The organism is Tropicibacter sp. S64 (assembly GCF_049803835.1).
Classification (GTDB): Bacteria; Pseudomonadota; Alphaproteobacteria; order Rhodobacterales; family Rhodobacteraceae; genus Pacificoceanicola.
In genome coordinates, this window is the sequence record NZ_JBNAGK010000007.1 from 248413 (window position 1) to 269251 (window position 20839).

A 20839-nucleotide genomic window follows, 5' to 3' on the forward strand; every position below is an offset into this window, starting at 1 on the left:
GGCTGGCCAGGGTTCTCCTTTTCCCGGACACATCTGTTGTAGGGCCTCCGTGACAGGGATGCCGGGCGCAACCTGGCCGTTCAGGACGGCGATGCAGGCCTGGCGTTCGACGTTTCGGGCCATGCCCCGCCCGGGGAACGTCGGCGGGCCCCGGCGCGTGAACGCTTCATTGCAGGCTTGCCCGTTCCCGGTCCTGAAGACCGGGGGATAGGCCTGCTCTTGCCTCCCGCGCTGGATTTACGACAGGATTCCCTCACCGGATGTGTGCATCACGGGCGAGTTCGGCACGGAGCCATCCTTGAAGACGTCTCTAGCGTTGCCCGGACTTGCCGATCAGGCGCGCATTTTCCAAGGCAATCACGCTTTGTGCGGCGAAAATCTGTGCGGACCGTAGCGCGTCCTCCGAGAAAGGGCGCACCGACTGCCTGTAGATGCTGAATGCGCCGACAAGGCGGTCTGCGGCCACCATCGGGATCGCAACAAAAGACCGGGCGCCGCCCAGATCCGCCGTGGCAAAGCGCAACGGGTCATCCGTGCGGTACAGCGCCTCCGATTTCACATCCATGATGTTGACCACGGCACGTTGCGAGACCATCCTGCCAAGCCCGGTCTGATCGCTCACGCTGAAGGTGCCATTCTCATCGAGCCAGTCCTGAAAGGCGGTCGGAATGCCAAGGGTAAAGCTGGCCCGAAACCTCTTGTGCTCCCGATATTCGAACAGGATACCAAACTCCGCATCGCACAGGTCCAGGGCGTAGCGCAGGATCGCCGGCATCACGAGGCTCAGATCGCCGTGCGAGGCGCCGATGATCCGCAAGACCTCGCTCAGCGCCTTTTCACGGCTGAGGGCTTCTTCGAGGCTCAACGCGAGTTCGGAAATGATTGCCGCGTGGTCCACATCGCTGCGCGGGCTGGCGGCGACGCCATCGAGGCGGCCCGCCAGTTCGACCTTGGAGGACACCTCGAGCTTGCGATAGATCGTCGCCAGGTGGGTCCGCACGGTCGAGGGCGCGATGTGCAGGTCAGACGCGATGTCCTGATAGCTGCACCCGGCAGCATAGCGTTCGGCGATCTGCCTTTCACGCGGGCTCAATTCGGTTTCGTCGACCATATGGCAAAATCCGTCTGCTATCCCGGTCAAAGGGTATCAAACGCCACCCGCCGGGCAATCCTGCAGTTGCTGTAGGCGAATACAGCAGGGCGGCCGCTGAAATTACTGCATCTGCCCGATACGCAGCACGGGGCCGACCGTATAGGCTGACCGCGAACCACCTGCATGAGGGCAAACGCCATGACACCATTCGACACCGCCAGGGCAGTCTTCGAGGCCTGCGAAACCGGCAAAGGGTGCGAGGTCCGCGCGGCATGTTGTGCCGAAGACGCGATCTGTTCCTGTCGGACCGACGCCATGGACGAGACCCGGGACCCCGCCCTGGCCACGCCTGCCGATTGCGCCTGTGTCGCGCAGGGCGACGGCAACAGGATCACCCACAGGACCGGGATCGGGAACGATGTGCAGGCCCTGAGCGGGCTGGGGTGGGTGTGATGCGCTGGCGCATTCTGGCATTGCTGTTTCTTGCCCGCATCGGGCTTGGGTTCCAGTTCCAGACGCTCGCCTCGGTGAGCGACGATCTGATCGTCGCCTTCGGCCTCGACTATGCGGGCATCGGGCTCCTGATCGGGTTGTTCATGGCGCCGGGGCTGGTACTGGCCTTGCCTGCGGGCTATCTCGGGCGGCTTGTCCCGGACCGCGACATGGTCGTGCTTGGGCTCCTGTGTCTCGCTGGAGGCGGGTTGGTATCGTCCTTCGCCTCCGGGAGCCTTGGCATCGGGATTGGCCGGGCCGTCGCCGGGGCCGGGTTCCTGTTCAGCACGCTCTACTTCACCAAGATGGTGGCCGATTGGTTCGAGGGGCGAGAGATGGCAACCGCGATGAGCCTTCTCGTGATGTCCTGGCCGTTCGGGATCGCCATGGGCCAGGTGGGCCATGCCTGGCTCGCCGTGACATTCGATTGGCGCGTGCCGTTTCAGGTCGCATCCGTCTATTGCCTGCTGGCGGCAGCGGGCGTTTTCCTGGTGTATCGCACACCCGATGGCCAGCCTGCGTCGAGCACCGGGCAGGCGCCGCGACTGACCCGGCAGGAGTGGCTTCTGGTGCTCTGCGCCGCCGGGGCCTGGGGTCTCTTCAACGCGGCCTATGTCACCTACCTGTCCTTCGGCCCGAAGCTTCTGCAGGACCTTGGGCAGACTGCCATTGGCGCGGCCGGGATCATCAGTGTCGGCAGCTGGCTGATGATCGGCTCGGGGGCGCTGTGCGGCCAGGTCGTCGACCGGCTCGGCCACCGCACGCTTGTACTGACGGTGTGTATGACCGCCGCCGCGGTCGCTCTGGGACTGCTGGGTGTCCCCGGGGCGGGATTGGTCGCCAGCCTGCTGTTCGGACTGGTCGGCATGGCTCCCGCCGGGGTGATCATGGCGCTGGCCGGTCTTGCCCTGCGGCCTCAGGTTCGTGCCTTCGGCATGGGGGTCTTCTTCACGGTCTACTACGCGATCATGCTGGCCACACCCCCGGCGGCCGGTGCGATCCTGGATGCAACGGGACGGGCCCAAGGGCCGATCTGGCTGGCCATGGTCCTCTTTGCGGCTGTCGTTCCCTTGGCCTTTGCATTCAAACTCATCAAGGCACGGTCTGCCGGGTAATTCCCCTGATCTCAGGAGGATGCCGAAGCGGAATTTTCTCGTCAGGATGAACGGGGAGAGTACGATGAAGAAGGCACGTTTCACGGAAGCCCGGATCATGGGCGAGTTGCGCCAGACGCAGAGCGGTGTGCCTGCCGTCACGCTGTTTGAGTGGCGGGTCAAATATGGCGGAATTGGTGCGAGGCTGATCTCCTAGAGCGAGCGGGAACGGCCATTGGTCCGAGCGCGCCGCGAACCCGATGGCCGGGAAGAACCGTCGACTGAAACGCAGGTATGCCCATGTCAGCATGTGGATCGGCCTGCTGAGGGAGGCGTTCGAAAAGAAATCAACCAGGCGGCTCAACGCCTTGGTTGAGACCGCGCGGCGCCAGCGGTTCGAGGCCGCAGGCGAACGCCGAGACAGCGATGGCGCCGAGGGGCGTCAGCATCGCGCTGGCGTGTCGGGCATTCCGTGTCAGCGGGACCTGTTAAATGTACCGATCCACGCTCGATGACGAGAGAATGCACCGTTCACCGACCTGCTCGTCGGGCTGATGACGGCGAAGAAGAGCTCGGGCTTGGGCCTTTGCGTCCATTGGATTCGCAATATCCGCGGGCATGGGAATAACAAGCGCGTCCACCGGGTCTACTGCGCACTGAAGCTGAACCTGCGGATCAAGCCACGCAAGCGCCTGAAACGGGACAACGCGTTGCCATGGAAGACGTGTCGCATTTCTCTGCCCGCGACATGCGATCACGCCTACGCCAACGCTCTACGCCCTTCAAATCCTGAGGGTAGCCCATAGGCAGGGGGAACAGGCGCCAAATTATGAAATGAATTCTGTGGGTAGTGGCGGAGGGAATGGGCCTGATATCCAACCTTCTTTTGTGGATGCCGCTCGGTTTGCAAGGAGTTTCTGATCTTCCGGACATGTGATCGAGTGCGGTCTTTTGTCAGGCCTGTTCGTGCGGCTGACTGGCGCCGCTGGCCGGGATGGTGATGCGCGGACCGGGGCCAAATCTCCAAAAGCGAGCTCGAGGCTCGGAGAAGGTTTCTGGCTTGCCCGACCCGGATCATGTCGATCATTTGCCCATGCAGATCATGCCTTCCTCACAACTCGGTGGCCCAGTTGCCCGTTCGATACCACGTCAGGCGCCGATCAGTACCGGACCACGATAGCTTTCGCCGCGCGTCAGCATCGCCCAGATACCGCGAGCCATCTTGTTCGCCAGCGCGACAGCCACGACCGGGACCGGCTTGCACTCCAGCATCCGCGCCAGCCATGACCCCTTCGGAGCCCCACGCCGCGTCGCCCAGCGGATCACAGCGGTGGCCCCGATAACCAGCAATCGCCGGATATCGCGTTGGCCCATCTTCGAGGTTTTCCCCAACTTCTGTTTGCCGCCGGTGGAATGCTGCCGCGGGACCAGGCCGAGCCAGGCGGCGAAATCGCGACCACGCCGGAACTGATCCATCGGCGGGGCGAATGTTTCGACCGCGAGCGCGGTGATCGGGCCGACACCCGGCATCGTCTGCAGCTGGCGTGGCATCTCGGCCTCGTTCGACATCGCCGCGATCCGCGCCTTCAGCGCTTCTATCCGGCCGGTCAACTGGGCAATCTGTTCCAGCAACATGCGGCAGATGTCCCGCGCGAGGTCCGGAATATCCGCGTCGGGATCCTCGACGACCTTCGCGAGGCGCGGCAGGTAGCCGATGCCTTCGGGCGCCGTATGGCCGAATTCGTAAAGATGCGACCGCAGTGCGTTCACGGCCTCGGTGCGCTGCTTCACGAATTGCTCGCGCGTGCGGAACGCGACGGCGCGCGCCTGCTGGTCGGCCGATTTCGGCTCCATGAAACGCATGGTCGGGCGCAGCGCCGCTTCGACAATCGCCTCGGCATCAGCCGCATCGTTTTTCTGCCGTTTGAGGAACGGCTTCACGTAATGCGGCGCGATCAGACGAACCTGATGTCCGTGCCGCGCCATCTCCCGTGCCCAATGATGCGCGCTGGCGCAGGCCTCCATCGCAACCAGGCACGGCGGCTGGTCCACCATGAACCGTGCAAATTGCGGCCGCGACAACTTCTTGCGGAACAGCACAGACCCGTCCGCCGCCGCGCCATGTACCTGGAACACGTTCTTTGCCAGATCGACGCCGATGATGCTAACTTCTCCCATGGATGCCCTCTCCTACAGCTTGTGCTTCGACACCACGAGTTTGGCACATCGCGATGCCGTCAGGGGAGAGCGGCATCCACCCCATCTCCAGTGCAAGTCATTGATTTATAAAGAAACCATTAAGCCCCCGCGATACCTCGCTGCATGAATGGCGTCGCTCCCGACACCTGCGTCGCTGAACTAGAGAGGCGATGCTCTCGTAAGCTGTTGCCGCTCCCCATCTCTCGCGGCTAGTCTGGCAAACAGGGTGAGGGCGTGCGGGAACAGCCTACGCAGATGTTTCCATTAAGGTATTTGAGGCGTGCATGGATGTTCGCAACCAGGAATCCGATCTAGAGCAACTCGCAGAGTTCGTTCATGACGAATGCCAGAAGCGCCTTAAGGCCTACGAAGCACAACCACGGGACGCGGCCGAACATTTCGAGACCGAGAACGAAGTCCTGTCAGGCGGATACGCCTATCGTCAGTTGTACGAACTGGTGCAGAACGCTGCCGACGCAATCCTTGAGGCCGCGGAGCCCCAAGGGCGGATCCATGTACGTCTCTCCTCCAGTCGGCTAGAGGCCGCCAATACTGGAGCCGCCTTGGATGAACCAGGAATTGTGGCGCTTCTGAACGCGCGCAGCTCCCCCAAGCGTGGCAATCAGATTGGGCGATTTGGGATTGGGTTCAAGTCGCTGCTCAAGCTGGGCGGTCGCGTCGACCTGACATCCAGAACTGTAGGACTGCGCTTCGACCCCGAAGCCTGTCGTGATCGAATTCGTCGACATCTTGGTCTGGCCAAAGATGCACCCGCACCCGGCATGCGTCTTGCCGAGGTGCTGGATTCCGCCGCTGAAAACAGTCCATTATCAAAATCAAGCAGATGGTATTGGGCAACCACCGTCGTTACGGCAGAAATCGCGGATGAGGCCGCGTTTGAGCGACTGAGCCAGGAAATTGCAGATTTCCCGGCCGAGTTCCTGCTGTTCCTGCCCTCGGCAATCTCCCTCGAGCTGGAAGTGGAAGGTGCTGCACCCCGTCTCTTGACCAAGCGGTTTGAAGACGGACTCGCAGTTGTGAGCGACGGAGCGAACGAGGCCCGATGGAAGGTCTTCGAGGCGTCGGTCAAGGTCGACAGCCCGGCCGCGCGCTCCGACGCAACTCACATCCAGGCAAGGGAACAGGTTCCACTGTCGTGGGCGGTGCCGGTCGGTGGTCGCGAACAAGCTGGTCGCTTCTGGGCGTTCTTCCCGACAGAAACGCAAAGCCGCACTTCGGGCATCCTCAACGCACCGTGGAAACTCAACAGTGACAGGACCAACCTGATCCGAGGTCCATGGAACGAAGCGATTATGCAAGCCGCGGCCGACCTGATAAGCGGCTCTCTCTCGGCGTTGTCGACACCCGAGGACTGTGGGGCCGCCGTAAGTGCGTTCCCGCGGCAACCGGAACGGCAGGACGAAATCGCCGTGCCACTCATCCGGTCTCTCTGGGACCAGATCGTTTCGTCTGAAGTGTTGGCTGACGTGAATGGCATATCGCGCAGTCCGAGCCAGCTTTTGCGGCATTTTGTTGAGGACACGGAGATCTGCAGATCGTGGGCCGGCCTTGCGAGCGCGGATGCGCGAGACCGTTATCTGCATCCAGACTGCTATTTGTCCGAGGCAAGGGTATCGCGGTTAAATGCTCTAGTGACTGAAGCAAAGCGCCGGGACATGCAGGTCTTGACGAAGTCGCCCGCCGATAAATGGCTCGACTGCATTGCGCACACAGATCTCGCTATGGCGAGACAGACCTTGGCGTTCGTCGGCAACCTACTGAAGGATAAGTTCAAACATGGACTGTTCAGCGTTCCCGAAGCACGCCTGATACCCACCGCCGATGGAGGTCTGGCCATTCCCTCGGAAGCAGTGATTGTATCCGGATCAGCACCGCCTGCAGGCTTTCTTGCGGTCGCGGAAGCAATCGCTGCGGACAATGAGAGCCGGGGCATCCTGGTCAATCAGATGCAAGTCACCGAACTGGCATCTGCCTCATGGTCCGACATCCTGGAAACCTCCCTGACAACCGCGGAGGCCTCCGATCGGCCGGAAGACTGGGAGAACTTCTGGCACAACATCGCCTCTGCACCGCAGGAGGCAAGTCAAGAATACATCGACGACCTTGATCTGGAGCGGCTCAAGTTTCGCGCGATTTCCGGAAAATGGACAAGCCGCAGTCTTCTGATCGTACGCGAGATCTCGTCGGGATTTCCTGATGACCATGTGATGGATCCGCAATTTCGGAAGAGTATCGAAACCACGTCTCCACAAGACTGGTTAACGGAATTCCCAGGCATCGAGGAGTCCGTGGATCGAGACGATCCGAACCTGAAGAACTACCTCCGCTTGTTGAGCACTCCCTTCGACGAGATTTGCAGGGAGCACTCCGGAAGCACGCCGCGATATTTGCCCAAGTTCTCAAGCTATTCGATCCGCATGCCGGCAGGATGGCGGCTGCTTCCTTTGCTGCCTTCAGCAAGTTCCGCTCAGCTGTGTCGGCTGCTCTTGGGTGCAATCGAGCAACTCGCCGAGAATGCGTCCGAGGCGACCATCGTACATCCGACACGTGCGGACGCCTACCCGAAGGTGACGGCGCCGCATCCGATCTATTTCTGGCTGACGGAGCATGGAAGGATACGCGTCGGCAACCTCGTAGTGCCGTTGAAGTGTATCTCCCCCGAACTTGCTGAGACGTTGGGTCAGGCTGAAGTCCAGGGTTTCAAGGCTGTTGAAGGTTTTCTCCGCGCCCGAGATGCTGAGACTGACTTGGGATCACGCTTCGCTTGGAGCAGGGCCAAACTCACGGGCGAAGCCACTGCCCGTTTCTGGGAGCAAATTTTCACTTCACTTTCGGAACGAAAGAGCGATTTCAAGGGCCTGCAGCCAGTGTGGGAGATGGCACATGCTGACGGCGCCATTCCTGCCAGCTTGCCCAGCGCCGACGGCGCGCTCACGCTGTCGGAAATCTATGTAACCGCCGATCCGAGCGTCGGGCACGATCTCGACGATGGCAGGATTGTCTTGCTGTCCGAGAATGTTGCTTCGGCATGGGTCGCAGCCGGCGCAATGGAGCTTGGCGCCGGGCCATCGATGTCATTCGAGAAGCGTTTGTCGGCACCGTCCTACCTGCTTGACCTTTTCCCGGAGTTGGCTGCAGCGCTGGAAGACTCCGAGGTGTTGGGAACGATCCCCGCCGTCTGGGTTAGCGGTCTTGAAGAAAGTGTCGGACCTCTCAGGCGAGCGGTGACAGTCGGTATGGACGCCGACGGCGCATTCCTCATCGACCGTGAGCAGTTCGGCAGTCGCGGCTGGAAGGAAGGTGTCGAACTGCTGCTTCGCTGCCTCGCGCGCCATGGGATCATCCGGGATGGGGCCGATCTGGAAGAAATCCTTTTTCGCATAATGGATCGCCGGTCAGACGAGACGCGAAAGGCAGTTCGAGATGAGAAGTCGCTTGAGCTCAGGTTGCTGAAAGCGATTGGCGGTGACATCGAGACCCTGCTCGGAACTCTGACCTCTGCTACGCGGCAAGCCGTAGAGAACCATGTCGATCGGGAGAGCCTCGCCCGGTTGGCTCTGGCGGTTCACGGACCAACGTTGCTCAGTAGGCTGAGAGACGCACTCGAGCTTTGGGGGCTTGCGCCTCCCAAACGCTGGGGCGGGGAGCAAGCGCGCGTGTTCGTGCAAGAACTTGGCTTCCCGATCGAGTATGCCGCCTCGGTCGGAGGCCGCCGAGATGCTGAATTGTCTGTCAGCGGGCCCATTCATCTGCCACCGCTCCACGACTACCAAGAAGATATCCTGGCCAGCATAGGTTCGCTTCTCAACACCGGCGCCGGTCGCCGCCGGGCTGTGGTCAGCCTGCCCACAGGTGGCGGCAAGACGCGTGTCGCCGCCGAGGCTGTCGTGCGGCTGGTCTTGCAGGGTGATGGACGTCGAACTGCACTCTGGATTGCCCAGACCGATGAACTTTGCGAGCAGGCTGTCCAGTGCTTTCGCCAGCTCTGGGTCAACGTGGGAGAGCCCGGCGAAGACCTCCGCATCGTGCGGCTATGGGGCGGTCAGCGAAACCCTTCGCCGCCGGAAGGCGACGAGCCAACCGTGGTAATCGCAAGCATCCAGACCTTGAACAGCCGTAGTGGTCGTCCCGAACTGGCATGGGTCGCCCAATCCGGGATCATCATCATCGATGAGTGTCATCACGCGATAACCTCGAGCTACACGGACCTGTTGCGATGGCTTGATGTTCAGGTCGGCAGTGAACGTGCGCGGGAGCGTGAAGCGCCCGTTCTCGGACTCAGTGCCACGCCATGGCGCGGATACAACGAGGACGAGTCGGAGCGGCTTGCAGCGCGCTTTGACCGTCGCTGGTTTCCAGCTGACCAGGCTGGCCTTCACGACAAACTCTCCGAGATGGGCGTGCTCGCAGACCGAAGTTATCGCCCACTTCGCTACGACAGGCCGATCAACTTGACCGAACGCGAACAGCAGCACGTCGATACGTTTGGAGAACTCCCCGACAGCGTCGTGGATCGGATGGGCGAAGACTCCGACAGAAACGATTTGATTATTGATGCCATTGTGAAAAGCAAGGCGGAGTCCATCCTCCTATTCGCCAACTCTGTCGCGCACGCGCAGTACCTTGCGGCGAGACTACACCTTGCAGGTTGCCCTGCTGCCGCTGTCAGCGGCGAGACGGACCGACTTGCGAGGCAGCACTTCACACGACGGTTCCGCGCCGGTGATTTACGGGTAATCTGCAATCATAGCGTGTTGACCACCGGCTTTGATGCTCCAAAGGCCGACATGGTCCTGATCTCAAGACCGGTCTTCAGCCCCGTACTTTACATGCAGATGGTGGGCCGGGGCCTCAGAGGACCGGCGAACGGCGGCACCGGTCACTGTGAGATCACGACCGTTGAAGACAACATCATAAATTTCAAAGATCGGCTCGCCTATCACTTCTGCAGGCGCTTTTTTGATACGTGAAGCAGCGCGAGTGCCCTGCAGAAAGGAATGCCAATGATCGCCGGAGCAAGACGCTTGCCCACCATGCATGTTTCCGTCCGGGTGCCATGGCACGACAGTCGTTGGGCGGGGAAGATCTGCGCCAATCCTCGGGGAAACACATCCTGCTTGATCCTGCCGAGAGTGGCGGAATCCAAGGATGACGATTTCGAGACGAGTGTTGCGGGAGCCAATTGGGATACCGAGGGCGCTCGGTTACCGGCGTGCGCCGCAGAACGCGGAGCATTCATGGCACCCTTTGGCTATACTCGGAGGGTCCGCCACCCGTATAGCCACGATCCCAGATATAAACATTTCCAGGAAAGCGGCTTTCATCATGCGGCCTTCTCGGCGGCGGCTGTTCCCTTCGCTTGGATGATGAAGGATTCGGACGACGGAATCCCCGACCGGGCCAAGGCCTACAAGATCGACTTTCGACCCGAACTCGAGCCAGACCTCGAATTCGATAAGCTCTGGGTTCAGGAACGCCGGAACCAGCTTGCGATGCTCGACACGTTCTTCGGCGCAATCACACCCGAGGAGTCTCTTGTATTCTTCTACGCCAAGCGCACGCCGCTGACGGATGACGGGCGGCGGGTCATCGTCGGTGTAGGGCGAGTTCTCAAGGTCGACCCCTCCGTCGAGTACATTTACGAGAAGGGCGCGCCGTCAGATGCGATGCGCTGTGTCCTGTGGGAGCGCAATCTGCATCACTCGATCCGGCCAGAGATCAAGGACGGCTTTCTCCTTCCCTACCACGACTTGATCGATCTGGCCGCAAAAGACCCGAGCATCGATTTGTCCAGTCTTGTGCTCCATGCGCCCGAGGAACACTGGGACGCTTTCTCGATGGGTACGGAGCATGTGACACATGACCAGGCGATCACGGTTCTGCTCGCCTGCGCTTCGCTATTGGAGCGGCTTGAAAAGGTGGTGCCTGGCAACTGGTCTGCCGCTCGGGGCTGGGTCGACACTCAGCTCAACCGAATCTGGCGCCTTCGGGGGGCCTTTCCCGGGCTTGGCTCCGCGCTCACAGCGTTCGGATTGACCCACGGCACCCTCGTCGCCCACGCCATTGGTCAAAAGCTGTACGCAGACGGATCTCAGGAGGTGCGCGATCCTTGGCCGCTTGTCGAAAAGGTGCTTCACGAGCCGAACATGCTCACTCCCGATTTGGCAGCGACAATTGGTTCAACGGCGGCAAAACTCTGGGGCAGCCTGAAGCCAGAACGGCGGGCGCTGCTGAAGCTCCTCGCCAGGTTCGAGATCACTGCCGATCAGGCGAGCCGATGGTTCGTAACCGAAGAACGCAAACGGGCAGGCATTACGGCTTCCGACGCTGAAATTCTGGCAAACCCGTATCTTTGCTTCGAAGACGACCGCGGACGTAAAGACCCCATCTCTGCTTCAGTAGTCGATCGTGGATTGTTCCCTGAAGCGACGGTTGCGGCATCGGTGCCTGTACCTGATCCCTCTCGCTGCTCGGAGGCCATTGATCCCCGTCGCGGCCGCGCCTTAATGATCAACACGCTTGATCGAGCCGCTACCGAGGGGCACACGCTACTACCTCAATCTCGGCTGGTGCAACGGGTCCGCGATCTCGACATTTCTCCACAATGCGCAATCGGCGCCGATTGGATCGACGCATTTGACGCGTTCTTGAAGGCAAGGATCGTCATCGCCAAGATGGCTGATGGCACGCCCGCATGGCAGCTCCAGAAGTTTGCTCAGGCACGCGACATCATCTCGGCACGTGTGAAACGTCGCCTCGCGGGCAAACGACATGCCGGGGAGCACGATTGGCGAGCCCTAATCGACCAACAGCTTCCGCCGTTTATCGACGCGAGCGACCCCGAGACGGAAGAGCTTGCGCGGGTCGAAAAAGCCAATGCGCTGGGTGAGATCTACCGGTCTCGGTTTTCGGTTTTGATCGGGCCTGCTGGGACGGGCAAGACGAGCCTGTTGACGGCCCTCCTGTCGATGCCTTCGGTCGCCGCCGGTGGGGTCCTCCTGCTCGCCCCAACCGGCAAAGCGCGGGTTCAGATGCAAAAGCGGGCCAACAATGCGCAGGCCTACACACTTGCACAATTTTTGTTGGCACTCGGACGCTATGATCCGCTTACCGGATCCTACCGCATTACCGACGACGCAAACCGCGAGCGGGGCTTCAAGACTGTCGTCATCGATGAGTGCTCGATGCTCACAGAAGACCAGTTGTCGGCCACCCTTGATGCAATAGAGACAACGGCCGTCGAGCGACTGATTTTGGTGGGCGATCCGAGGCAGCTCCCGCCAATCGGTGCAGGCCGCCCTTTTGTCGACATCGTCCGCTACTTGAACGACAACCATGCCAACGCAAATAGCCAGGCACCGGCCGGATTTGCAGAACTGAAGATCGTTCGTCGTCAGACCGAGCAATCGGTTGCGGTCGGAGAGCCGCCAGCGGCTCGTGACGACATCATCTTGTCGCGGTGGTTCGGGGGAGAGGCTCCCGATCCCGGAGCTGATGAGGCCTGGGATCGTCTAGCCAGCGGCAAGTCGACTGGCATTCGAGCTGTTCGCTGGGAAGGAGACACCGACCTCCAGACAAAGCTTCTTGCCGAGATCAAAGCGGCGACGCGGGCCATTTCGCAGAAGCAAGGCTTCGACGACGAGCGGGACGACGCCACATTCGAGATTAGCCTCGGCGGTCGCCCATACAATGAGGCGATCTACTTCAACGTGTCACGTTCGGAAGAAGACCCCGAGGGGGTCGAACGCCGACGTGGTGGCGGCGCCGACGCCGAAGCTTGGCAGATACTGTCACCGGTGCGCGCTGGCGAGACCGGAGTAGACGGTTTGAATCGATGGCTTCAGAAGTCCTTCCGACGGCAAGCGCGTGCTTGGGCCGAGCCAGAAAAATATTGGGAGCGGAAGACCTGCAAGCCGTTGGGCGCACAAGGCGTCCTTTACGGCGACAAAGTGATCAATGTCGCCAACGCGAGGCGGTATGACGTCTATCCAAAAATGGAGAAGGCTTATCTCGCCAACGGCGAGATCGGAATCGTTGTGGGACAGTTCAAGGGGAGAAGTTGGAAACCGAAGGGGCTTCCCTGGAAGATCGAAGTCGAATTCTCTTCGCAGCTTGGTTTCAAGTTTGGTTTTGGAGGCGGTGATTTCGGCGATGAAGGCGACGCGCCTTTGGAACTCGCTTATGCATTGACCATCCACAAGGCCCAGGGCAGCGAATTTGGTACGACTTTCATCGTTATCCCGAATCCCTGCCGGCTTCTGTCACGCGAATTGCTCTACACGGCACTGACGCGCCAACGTGAAGAGGTCGTCCTCTTTCACCAAGGCGACCTTCGATCTCTCCTGAAGCTGTCTTTATCCGAGCATTCCGAGACTGCCCGTCGGCTGACCAATCTGTTTTCCGATCCCAAGCCTGTCGAGCATGTCGGGTCCTTCCTCGAAGAGGGCCTCATTCACCGCACCACCCGCGGCGAGCTAGTGCGCTCAAAATCGGAGGTGATTATTGCCAATCTTCTTCACAGTCTTGGGATCACCTACGCTTACGAACAACCCTTTACCGGGCAGGACGGCAGCGTTCGATATCCTGACTTCACGATCGAAGACGCTGAGACTGGTCGGCGCGTCTTTCTGGAGCACCTTGGGCTGCTGTCTGAACCAGCATATCGACGTCGGTGGCTAGCGAAGCTGGATTGGTATCGCGCTCAGGGGGTGTTGCCGGAAGAAGAGGGTGAAGGAGATGTAGGAATCCTTGTGACGACCACCGAAGAGAAAGGCATCGACTCCGCGGATATTGAGCTACGGCTGCGCACCCTGTTAGGGCTATAGAGAGTTATGCGTTAGAGGCACGACAGAGCTTGCTCCCGCATCACGGAGTAGTCGTTCAGCATTTCGGCGATCACCGATCCCTCCGGCAGCAGGGCCAGCTCCTCGGCCGCCCGAGCCTGGGACTCGCGGCTATACTGGACCTGCGGTGGGCAGACGGTCGCGACGCGGGGTTCAGAAGCGACCGTTGCGCAGCCGCTCAGCGAGCTCGTCGCGATTGCGAGGGCGGCGAGCCGCCGCTTCCAGCATCCGGCGTTGCACATCATTTGCCTTCTCTGTGGTCTCTAGGCGTTCGGCGAGGCGTCCCGCTCGCTCGCCGGACCGCCGAAGCGACAGCAGGAACAGGAGCACGGCGAGGACGATGGCGCCGTAGCGCAGCGCCGCCCGCGTCCACGGGCTGGCGGCAAACCCGGTCAGAAGCGCGGCGATCACCGCCGCCCCCGGCGCCAGTCATCGAGGCGGGCATAGATCGTGACCGCGATACCACCGAGTGCTACGGCGATGAACACCCAGCGAAGCGTATCAAGATATGGGACGAGCGGCAGGAAGGCGGTCTGCGTCTCCGCTAGTACCTGCTGCGCCACCTCGACACCGGCCGCTCAGAGCGTCGCGACGCCCGCCGTGCCGCCGCCTTTCATGGTGCGGCTCTGCGCCAGGACCTCGCGCGCTGGCGGGGTCTCGTCCGCGAACGACACGGGGCGCGCTCGGGCAGCACCTCACCGCGCAGGGTGTTGGCGGGCAACGCCGAAAGCCGCGCGTGCAGCGCGGCGAGGATGGTTTCGCGAAGAGTGGGTATGCACTTGGTCCATTCGAACTCCGAAATGCGTGAAGATTTAGTGTGTTTTTCTGGAGGCTGGATCAGAAAAACTGGTGAGAGTCGCAGCCGTCAAGCGCATCCAAGCCCCTGCTGACGCCGTCATAAACCTGTTACAAACACGTCACAAAAGCATAGCTCCCGGTGGCTAGCCGTGTCTTGAGGCTGCTCGAATGAGCGCCACTACTTATCAAGAACTGGAGCTATCCATGTCTTTTACGAAAACAACCGTCTCGGCCCTGGCGATCGCCTCCGTGGCGTCCGTCGCCGCCGCACGCGACAACGTTCAAATCGCCGGTTCGTCGACCGTTCTTCCCTACGCCTCCATCGTCGCCGAAGCGTTCGGCGAGAACTTCGATTTCCCGACTCCGGTGGTGGATTCGGGCGGCTCCTCTGCCGGCCTGAAGCGCTTCTGCGAAGGCGTGGGCGAAAACACCGTCGACATCGCCAACGCCTCGCGCGCCATCCGCGAGCGAGAGAGCAACGCCTGCGCCGAAGCCGGCGTGACCGATATCATCCAGGTTCGCATCGGCTACGACGGCATCGTGTTCGCCAGCCAGATCGACGGCCCGGCCTTCACCGCATTCGAGCCGGCCGACTGGTCCAACGCGCTCGGCGCGCAGGTCTTGGTCGACGGCGAGATCGTCGACAACCACTACAGTCAGTGGGCCGACTTCAATGCAGACCTGCCGTTCGTCGACATCACCGCCGTCATCCGGGGCACCAAGCACGGCACTCGTGAAGTGTTCGAAGAACAGGTTGTTGCAGCAGGCTGTGAAGCCACCGACGCGTTCGAAGCAATGACGGCCGCTGGCATGTCCGAAGACGACGCCGAAGACGCCTGCCTTGAAGTGCGCACCGACGGCCGCTCGGTCGACATCGACATCGACAGCGACTACGCCGAGACGCTGGCCTCCATCGACGCCAACGCAAACGGCATCGGCGTGTTCGGCCTAGCGTTCTACGAGAACAACACCGACAAGCTGAAGGTCGCCACCATGTCCGGCGTCGCCCCCTCGACCGAGACCATTGCCTCGGGCGAATACCCGGTCTCGCGTCCGCCGTCCTTCTACATCGAGGAGGAGTACGTCGGCGTGGTGCAGGGCGCGAAGGAATACTTGAACTACGAGTTTGCTGGCGAATACCGCGAGCCTGGGATTGTGTCGCCCTACAACCCGATTGACCCGGTTGGGATCGATGCATTCACCCCAGCGCCTGAAGATGGTCCGGATCCGGTGCCCAACCCCGAGTGTACTTTCCCCTGCATCCTCTATGAGGCGCTGCAGAGTCGCCATGGTGCATACGCCCAAGTGGTCCAACCGTTCCCCGGATTGGGAATGGGCGGTTACGATGGACGCTTTGAAGTTGATATCACTCGTATTGATGACGATGACAACGACATCAACGTTTGTATTGGCTTCTGTCCCGGCGGTTCTGGAAACGGCAACGGCAATGGTAACGGCAATGGCAATTGCAACGGCGGTGACGACGACGACGCCGGAACGACCACTATTACAGGTGGCTCATCAAGCAAGATAGTGTTCACCCCTATTATAGACGCCGATATTGCAGCTTGGTAATTTTAACGAAAGCGAGCGATTGGCGCGGGCGGCACTTCGCCGCCCGTTTTTTTATGCGACAGTTTCATTGGTCAAAGTCTGCCCTCTACCCTGTTCGCGACGATCAGTCCCGGCACGCTGTCGAGCGCGCGCTCTGCCTCACTGTCCAGATCGAGCCGCTTCGGCAGCTTCACCTGAGGCACCAGCAGGAAGATCGGCGCGGGGACCTGGTTGCGGCCGGTCTTGGCGCGCGACGCCACCGCCTGGCCACGGGTGTTGATGCGGGCGCGGTCGGCGACGAGCAGGCTCGGCCCCGTCCGCCGATAGACGAACCGCAGCCGCATCCCGCGTCGCCGTTCCCACTCTCCGGGCGTGATCCCGCCCCCGCGCAGCGACTTGCCCGCCGCGGGCAGCGGGATCGCCAGCCAGAACCTGTTCTTCAAGCGGATCAGCGGCCCCGTGTCATGCGCGCCGACGATGACCGGCGCCTTCGACCAGACCAGCGCGGCGGCGTCCAAGCTCTCGCCCGACCTCGGGAAATTCTGGCTTCGGATCGAATTGGCCAGCAGTGTGCCGAGCCCCGCACCGGTGGTCTGCAGCCGCTGGGCGGTTTTCGGCAAAGAGCGAACCGACGGCGGCGGCGAAGGCGCTCATCAGAAGGTCGCGTTCAGGCGCACCCGACCGATGGTGTCGCCGGCCCCACCTGCAACGGCCTTGACCGCCACGCCGATGACCGTCCGGTGTTTAGGGAGAAAATTCGCCTCCGCCAGTTACGCTCGATCAGCCACGTTGGATAGCCCTAAGAAAAGTGTTCACTTCATCCATTAAGTGCGAGATTCTCCCGCATAGAATCCTTTGGGAAAATCTCGCACTTGAGGCATCCGAAAAATTTTTTCAACCGTGGGATGTCGACGCTTGGCACAAGGGCCTCAAGCCCGCCTTGAACGAAAGGACTATTGCCGCATGATGCTGATTGTTTTGGCTGTCACAGTATTTTTTTCGATGGGAATAACGGCGGCAATAACCGGAAGTGAGCTTGAAAAACCAAACGACACTTATGGTGCTTGGATTTATAAGCTGATCGGATGGTTTAGCGGAACGATTTCTGCTGGCTCGTTGTCCGTAGGGGGCGGATGGTTGATGCATGGCTTATCGGAGGACTACTGGGGGGAGTTTGCGAAGACAAACTACGTTTGGGGTCTGGGTATTGGTGCAATTGTATGTGCGGGAGCAAACGCAATAGTTGCCCAAAAAGTTAGGTCTGGCGTATGAGGAGCTTGTTCCGTTCAGGCAATCTCGGAGGCTTGTTTGGCTCTGATGCTTTCAATGTTCCGGAGTTCATCGTTCTGAGCACGGCGTTTACTCACAGCCCCCATTCCGCCAATTCCGAGGCCATGGCACGGGCGTCATTCTCCGCGCTGATCCGGGTTCTTGCGCTTGGTGTCATGCCGAATTCGGCGGCGTAGCGCATCATGTCGGACATGGCCTTGTTGGCGGTGCCGACGAGCGGGTTCTGGATGGCGTTGCCGCCTTTGGTTCGGATCATCAGGCCTTTGGTCAGCTGGTCCCGGGTGGCCATCTGATCGAGGGCAGTCTCCGCCTGGACCCAGCGGCCGTAGGCCTGGCAATAGGCCGCCAGGGCAGCACGATCGATTTCCGAGAGGATGCCGAGGGCGCAGAGTTGTTGGCTGATCCTGATCCACTCCGCGCAGGCCTCGGCCGTCAGATGCGGGGGCGGGTCCGGGCAGCGCGGCACTGGTCTGGGTTCACCCGGATTGCGACGGTCGGCGCGGTCGGTGCCGGTGACCAGCTTCAGCCCGCTGGGTTTGGGTTTGCGTCCGCGCATGACCCCCTCTTCGAATTCTGGCATCCTGGAAATTGTGCTCCCCCCGCCGGTCGCGGTCGAGAACGTGCAAAGATAGACCCACCCCCGGGGGTTGGAATAACTATACCCCAGACGCTTGCTCATTGGAATCCTGTCAGTTTCCGACAAATGCCGACACGGGCCGACCTGTCCAATGTTTGTGTCGATGAACCCGGCCGAAGGTCAGGTCACGGCGTGAAGCTGCGCGATCCGGGAGCGCAGGTTCCTGACGTTCGACACATGCCACCGCCCGCCTCTCCGGGTCTGGATGCCGCGGGCGTTGAGCTCTGTGGCCAATGCTCGAAGCGAAGTATGCCCTTCGGATTGCAGGGCGGCAATCACTGGCGCGAGGTCGCGGGCGAAGCTGTCGGCGTTGTGGCGGACGGTCTCGTGGAGCGCCGTGCCGCCTTTGCCGGCGCGTTTGAGGGCGGCGGCGCCGTTGGGGTTGCCGAGGCGGACGCCGCGGGCCTTGGCGGCGGCGAGGGCTTCCTTGGTGCGGCGGGAGATGGCGTCGCGTTCGGCCTGGGCGACGAGGGCCATGATGCCGACGGTCAGATCGTTGGCCTCGGGCATGTCGCAGGCGAGGAAGCGGACGCCGCTGGCTTGCAGGGTGAGCAGGAAGGCGGCGTTGCGCGAGAGGCGGTCGAGTTTGGCGATGACCAGCGTGGCGCCGGTCAGGCGGGCGAGGCTGAGGGCCTTGTCGAGTTCCGGGCGGTCGTTGCGGCCTCCGCTTTCGACCTCGGTGAAGCGGGCGAGAACCTCGGCGGACCGCGCCCTGGCGAAAGCGTCGATGGCAGCCCGTTGCGCGTCGAGCCCGAGACCGGACCGGCCCTGGCGGGCGGTGGAGACGCGCTCGTAGGCGACCAGCCGGTTTGGGGCAGTGCTGCGGACCATGTACACACCTGGGCAACCTTCGTTTGGCAGGTCTGTACGTCGCTCCAAAGGGCTCAGAAGTGTAGTCCCAAAAGGTCAAAGGCCCCTGTCGAGGGTGATCTGAACCGGCTCCTTGGGCTTGTCGGTCCGGGGCGGCTTTGGGTTCCAGCCGTCCATCGGCTTCTCGAAGCGCTGTCCGAATTCATCGATGCCCACGATCGTGATCTGGATCTTGTCGACTGGCTCGGGCGCGCCGCTCACCGGCATGTCGATGCGGGTCCGGGCCACGGGCGTCAGGCCAAGCTCGGTCATGTAGCGCCCCATGAGCTCCAGCTGCTTGTTGGTAATCGTCAGCCAGGGCGACTGCTGGACATAGCCGCTCGGCGTCTTCAGGAGCGCCGGGGTGTCAGCAAGGCGTTGCTCGGCGTCCACCCAGCGCCCCCAGGCTTGGCAATAGGCCGCAAGCGCCGCACGGTCCGCGATGGTCAGCAGGCCGGCGCGGTGCAGCGGCGTGGCCAGCCGTCGCCACTCCTTCTTCGCCACGGGGGAGAGGTGGTCCGGGCAGCGAGGAGGCGCGTTGAGCGGCGTTTCCGCGAGGGTGCCCGACTTTGGACAGGGTTTGCGTCCGCGCCGCATCAGCCCAGCCGGACGAACAGACGGCGCAGGGCGTAGCTGCGCAGGAGAGAGAGCAGCGTAAAGCCCGCGCTGATGGCCAGATGCTGTCCGAGCCCAGCGGCGAGGCCGACCAGCGGGAACAGCGCGACTTGCAGGGCAAAGGCGGTGCAATAGCCGACGACGACATTGGCGAGGGCCTCGAGGGCGGATTGGCTGCGGGACTGGCTCATGCGGCGATGCCTTCCCGATCTCTGGTGACGGCGTCGAAGCTTTGCCCGGTGCCGTCCAGCACGGCGGGCTTGCCGGTAAACCCCTGCCAACGCTGGATAATCACATCGACGTAGGCCGGGCTGAGTTCCATGGCGTAGCACACCCGCTTCGTGGTCTCGGCGGCGATCAGCGTGCTGCCCGACCCGGCGAAGGGCTCGTAGACGGCCTGACCGGCGCTGGAATTGTTCAGGATCGGCCGCCGCATGCATTCGACCGGCTTCTGCGTGCCATGCACGGTGGTGGCGTCCTGATCGCGGTTCGCAATGCTCCAAAGCGTCGATTGTTTGCGGTCGCCGGTCCAGTGCCCCTTGCCGCGGACGGCATAGATCAACGGTTCGTGCTGCCAGTGATAGTGCCCCCGGGACAGCACCAACCGTTCCTTGGCCCAGATGATCTGGCTGCGGATCTCGAAGCCGCAGACGACAAGGCTCTCCGCCACCGTGGTCGCGTGCAGCGCCCCGTGCCAGACATAGGCCACATCGCCGGGGAACAGCGCCCAGGCCTCGTGCCAGTCGGCCCGGTGGTCGTTCAGCACCTTGCCCGTGCGTTTGGTCTTCGCAGCGCCGGTCTCGTTGCGCCAGGCGGGGTCGTAATCCACGCCGTAAGGCGGGTCCGTGACCATCAGGTGCGGCTGTATCCCACCAAGCAGACGCGCGACCGCCGCCCCGTCCGTGGCATCCCCGCAGAGCAGCCGGTGGGACCCGAGCTGCCAGAGGTCGCCGAGTCTGGACACCGGATTGGACGGCGGCTCCGGCGTCTCCTCCTCCCGCGCATCGCCTGTGCCGTGGCCCAGCAACGCATCGAGGTCCGCGCCATCGAAGCCGAGACTGCCAAGGTCGATGTCGAGCGCCGCGAGGTCGCCCAGTTCCAGCGCCAGCAACGCCCGATCCCACCCCGCCTGTTCCGCCAGCCGGTTGTCGGCGAGGATGTAGGCGCGCTTCTGGGCATCGCTCAGATGGGTCAGCTCGATCACCGGCACGCGCTCCAGCCCCAGCCTCTGCGCCGCCAGCACCCGCCCGTGGCCCGCGATGATGCCGTTCCCGCCATCGACCAGCACCGGATTGTTGAACCCGAACGCCCGGATCGACCCGGCAATCTGCGCCACCTGCGCCTCCGAATGGGT

At 61.9% G+C, this 20839-nt stretch carries 15 protein-coding genes and 4 pseudogenes; 8 read left to right on the forward strand and 11 right to left on the reverse strand.

Going from position 1 to position 20839, the window contains the following annotated elements:
- Positions 1–310: 310 nt before the first annotated feature.
- A complete protein-coding gene (locus ACP159_RS13400; RefSeq protein ID WP_425100233.1) occupies positions 311–1111 on the reverse strand; it encodes a LuxR C-terminal-related transcriptional regulator in 801 nt (266 codons plus the stop codon).
- A 180-nt stretch (positions 1112–1291) separates the two neighbouring features.
- Here ACP159_RS13400 and ACP159_RS13405 point away from each other — a divergent pair, with 180 nt between their 5' ends.
- The 4 genes and pseudogenes from ACP159_RS13405 to ACP159_RS13420 form a co-directional block, all read left to right on the forward strand.
- Positions 1292–1546, forward strand: a complete 255-nt coding sequence (locus ACP159_RS13405; protein WP_425100234.1) for a hypothetical protein — start codon at positions 1292–1294, stop codon at positions 1544–1546.
- Complete coding sequence (locus ACP159_RS13410; protein ID WP_425100235.1) at positions 1546–2700, forward strand: CynX/NimT family MFS transporter; 1155 nt, start codon at positions 1546–1548, stop codon at positions 2698–2700. Before ACP159_RS13405 ends, ACP159_RS13410 begins: the two co-directional genes overlap by 1 nt.
- Before the next feature lie 64 nt (positions 2701–2764).
- Positions 2765–2896 (forward strand): hypothetical protein, encoded by a 132-nt coding sequence (locus ACP159_RS13415; protein WP_425100236.1) that lies wholly within the window; start codon positions 2765–2767, stop codon positions 2894–2896.
- A 43-nt stretch (positions 2897–2939) separates the two neighbouring features.
- Positions 2940–3383 (forward strand): annotated as a pseudogene (locus ACP159_RS13420) (IS3 family transposase); the annotation flags it as partial.
- 445 nt (positions 3384–3828) lie between these two features.
- Here ACP159_RS13420 and ACP159_RS13425 read toward each other — a convergent pair.
- Positions 3829–4857 (reverse strand): IS110 family transposase, encoded by a 1029-nt coding sequence (locus tag ACP159_RS13425; protein ID WP_425100237.1) that lies wholly within the window; start codon positions 4855–4857, stop codon positions 3829–3831.
- Positions 4858–5162: 305 nt separating this feature from the next.
- Here ACP159_RS13425 and ACP159_RS13430 point away from each other — a divergent pair, with 305 nt between their 5' ends.
- Both ACP159_RS13430 and ACP159_RS13435 read left to right on the forward strand, forming a co-directional pair.
- On the forward strand, positions 5163–9869 hold the full coding sequence (locus tag ACP159_RS13430) for a DEAD/DEAH box helicase family protein (protein ID WP_425100238.1): 4707 nt from the start codon (positions 5163–5165) through the stop codon (positions 9867–9869).
- A gap of 267 nt (positions 9870–10136) precedes the next feature.
- On the forward strand, positions 10137–13724 hold the full coding sequence (locus tag ACP159_RS13435; protein ID WP_425100239.1) for an AAA family ATPase: 3588 nt from the start codon (positions 10137–10139) through the stop codon (positions 13722–13724).
- 171 nt (positions 13725–13895) lie between these two features.
- Here the strand turns inward: ACP159_RS13435 and ACP159_RS13440 are convergent, their stop codons facing one another.
- The 3 genes and pseudogenes from ACP159_RS13440 to ACP159_RS13450 all read right to left on the reverse strand — a co-directional run.
- Positions 13896–14153 (reverse strand): hypothetical protein, encoded by a 258-nt coding sequence (locus tag ACP159_RS13440; RefSeq protein ID WP_425100240.1) that lies wholly within the window; start codon positions 14151–14153, stop codon positions 13896–13898.
- Positions 14150–14422: pseudogene (locus ACP159_RS13445) on the reverse strand (YcbK family protein); the annotation flags it as partial. The gene ACP159_RS13440 and the pseudogene ACP159_RS13445, both read right to left, overlap by 4 nt.
- Positions 14416–14517: pseudogene (locus ACP159_RS13450) on the reverse strand (acyl-CoA transferase); the annotation flags it as partial. The pseudogenes ACP159_RS13450 and ACP159_RS13445, both read right to left, overlap by 7 nt.
- Positions 14518–14744: 227 nt before the next feature.
- Here ACP159_RS13450 and ACP159_RS13455 point away from each other — a divergent pair.
- Positions 14745–15651 (forward strand): annotated as a pseudogene (locus ACP159_RS13455) (PstS family phosphate ABC transporter substrate-binding protein); the annotation flags it as partial.
- Between the two features lie 535 nt (positions 15652–16186).
- Here the strand turns inward: ACP159_RS13455 and ACP159_RS13460 are convergent.
- Entirely contained in the window at positions 16187–16714 is a 528-nt protein-coding gene (locus tag ACP159_RS13460) for a DUF6441 family protein (protein ID WP_425100241.1), read from the reverse strand.
- 346 nt (positions 16715–17060) lie between these two features.
- Here ACP159_RS13460 and ACP159_RS13465 point away from each other — a divergent pair, with 346 nt between their 5' ends.
- Entirely contained in the window at positions 17061–17366 is a 306-nt protein-coding gene (locus tag ACP159_RS13465) for a hypothetical protein (protein WP_425100242.1), read from the forward strand.
- A gap of 91 nt (positions 17367–17457) precedes the next feature.
- On the opposite strand, the gene ACP159_RS13470 is transcribed toward ACP159_RS13465, so the two are convergent.
- The 5 genes from ACP159_RS13470 to ACP159_RS13490 all read right to left on the reverse strand — a co-directional run.
- Complete coding sequence (locus tag ACP159_RS13470; protein ID WP_425100243.1) at positions 17458–17940, reverse strand: phage terminase small subunit P27 family; 483 nt, start codon at positions 17938–17940, stop codon at positions 17458–17460.
- Positions 17941–18141: 201 nt separating this feature from the next.
- A complete protein-coding gene (locus ACP159_RS13475; RefSeq protein WP_425100244.1) occupies positions 18142–18852 on the reverse strand; it encodes a recombinase family protein in 711 nt (236 codons plus the stop codon).
- A gap of 75 nt (positions 18853–18927) precedes the next feature.
- Positions 18928–19467, reverse strand: coding sequence for a phage terminase small subunit P27 family (locus ACP159_RS13480; RefSeq protein ID WP_425100245.1), 540 nt, complete (start codon positions 19465–19467; stop codon positions 18928–18930).
- Positions 19467–19676, reverse strand: coding sequence for a DUF7220 family protein (locus ACP159_RS13485; RefSeq protein WP_425100246.1), 210 nt, complete (start codon positions 19674–19676; stop codon positions 19467–19469). The genes ACP159_RS13480 and ACP159_RS13485 overlap by 1 nt, the downstream gene beginning before the upstream one ends.
- Positions 19673–20839: site-specific DNA-methyltransferase (locus ACP159_RS13490; RefSeq protein WP_425100247.1), on the reverse strand; the 1167-nt coding region annotated here is incomplete at its 5' end. The genes ACP159_RS13490 and ACP159_RS13485, both read right to left, overlap by 4 nt.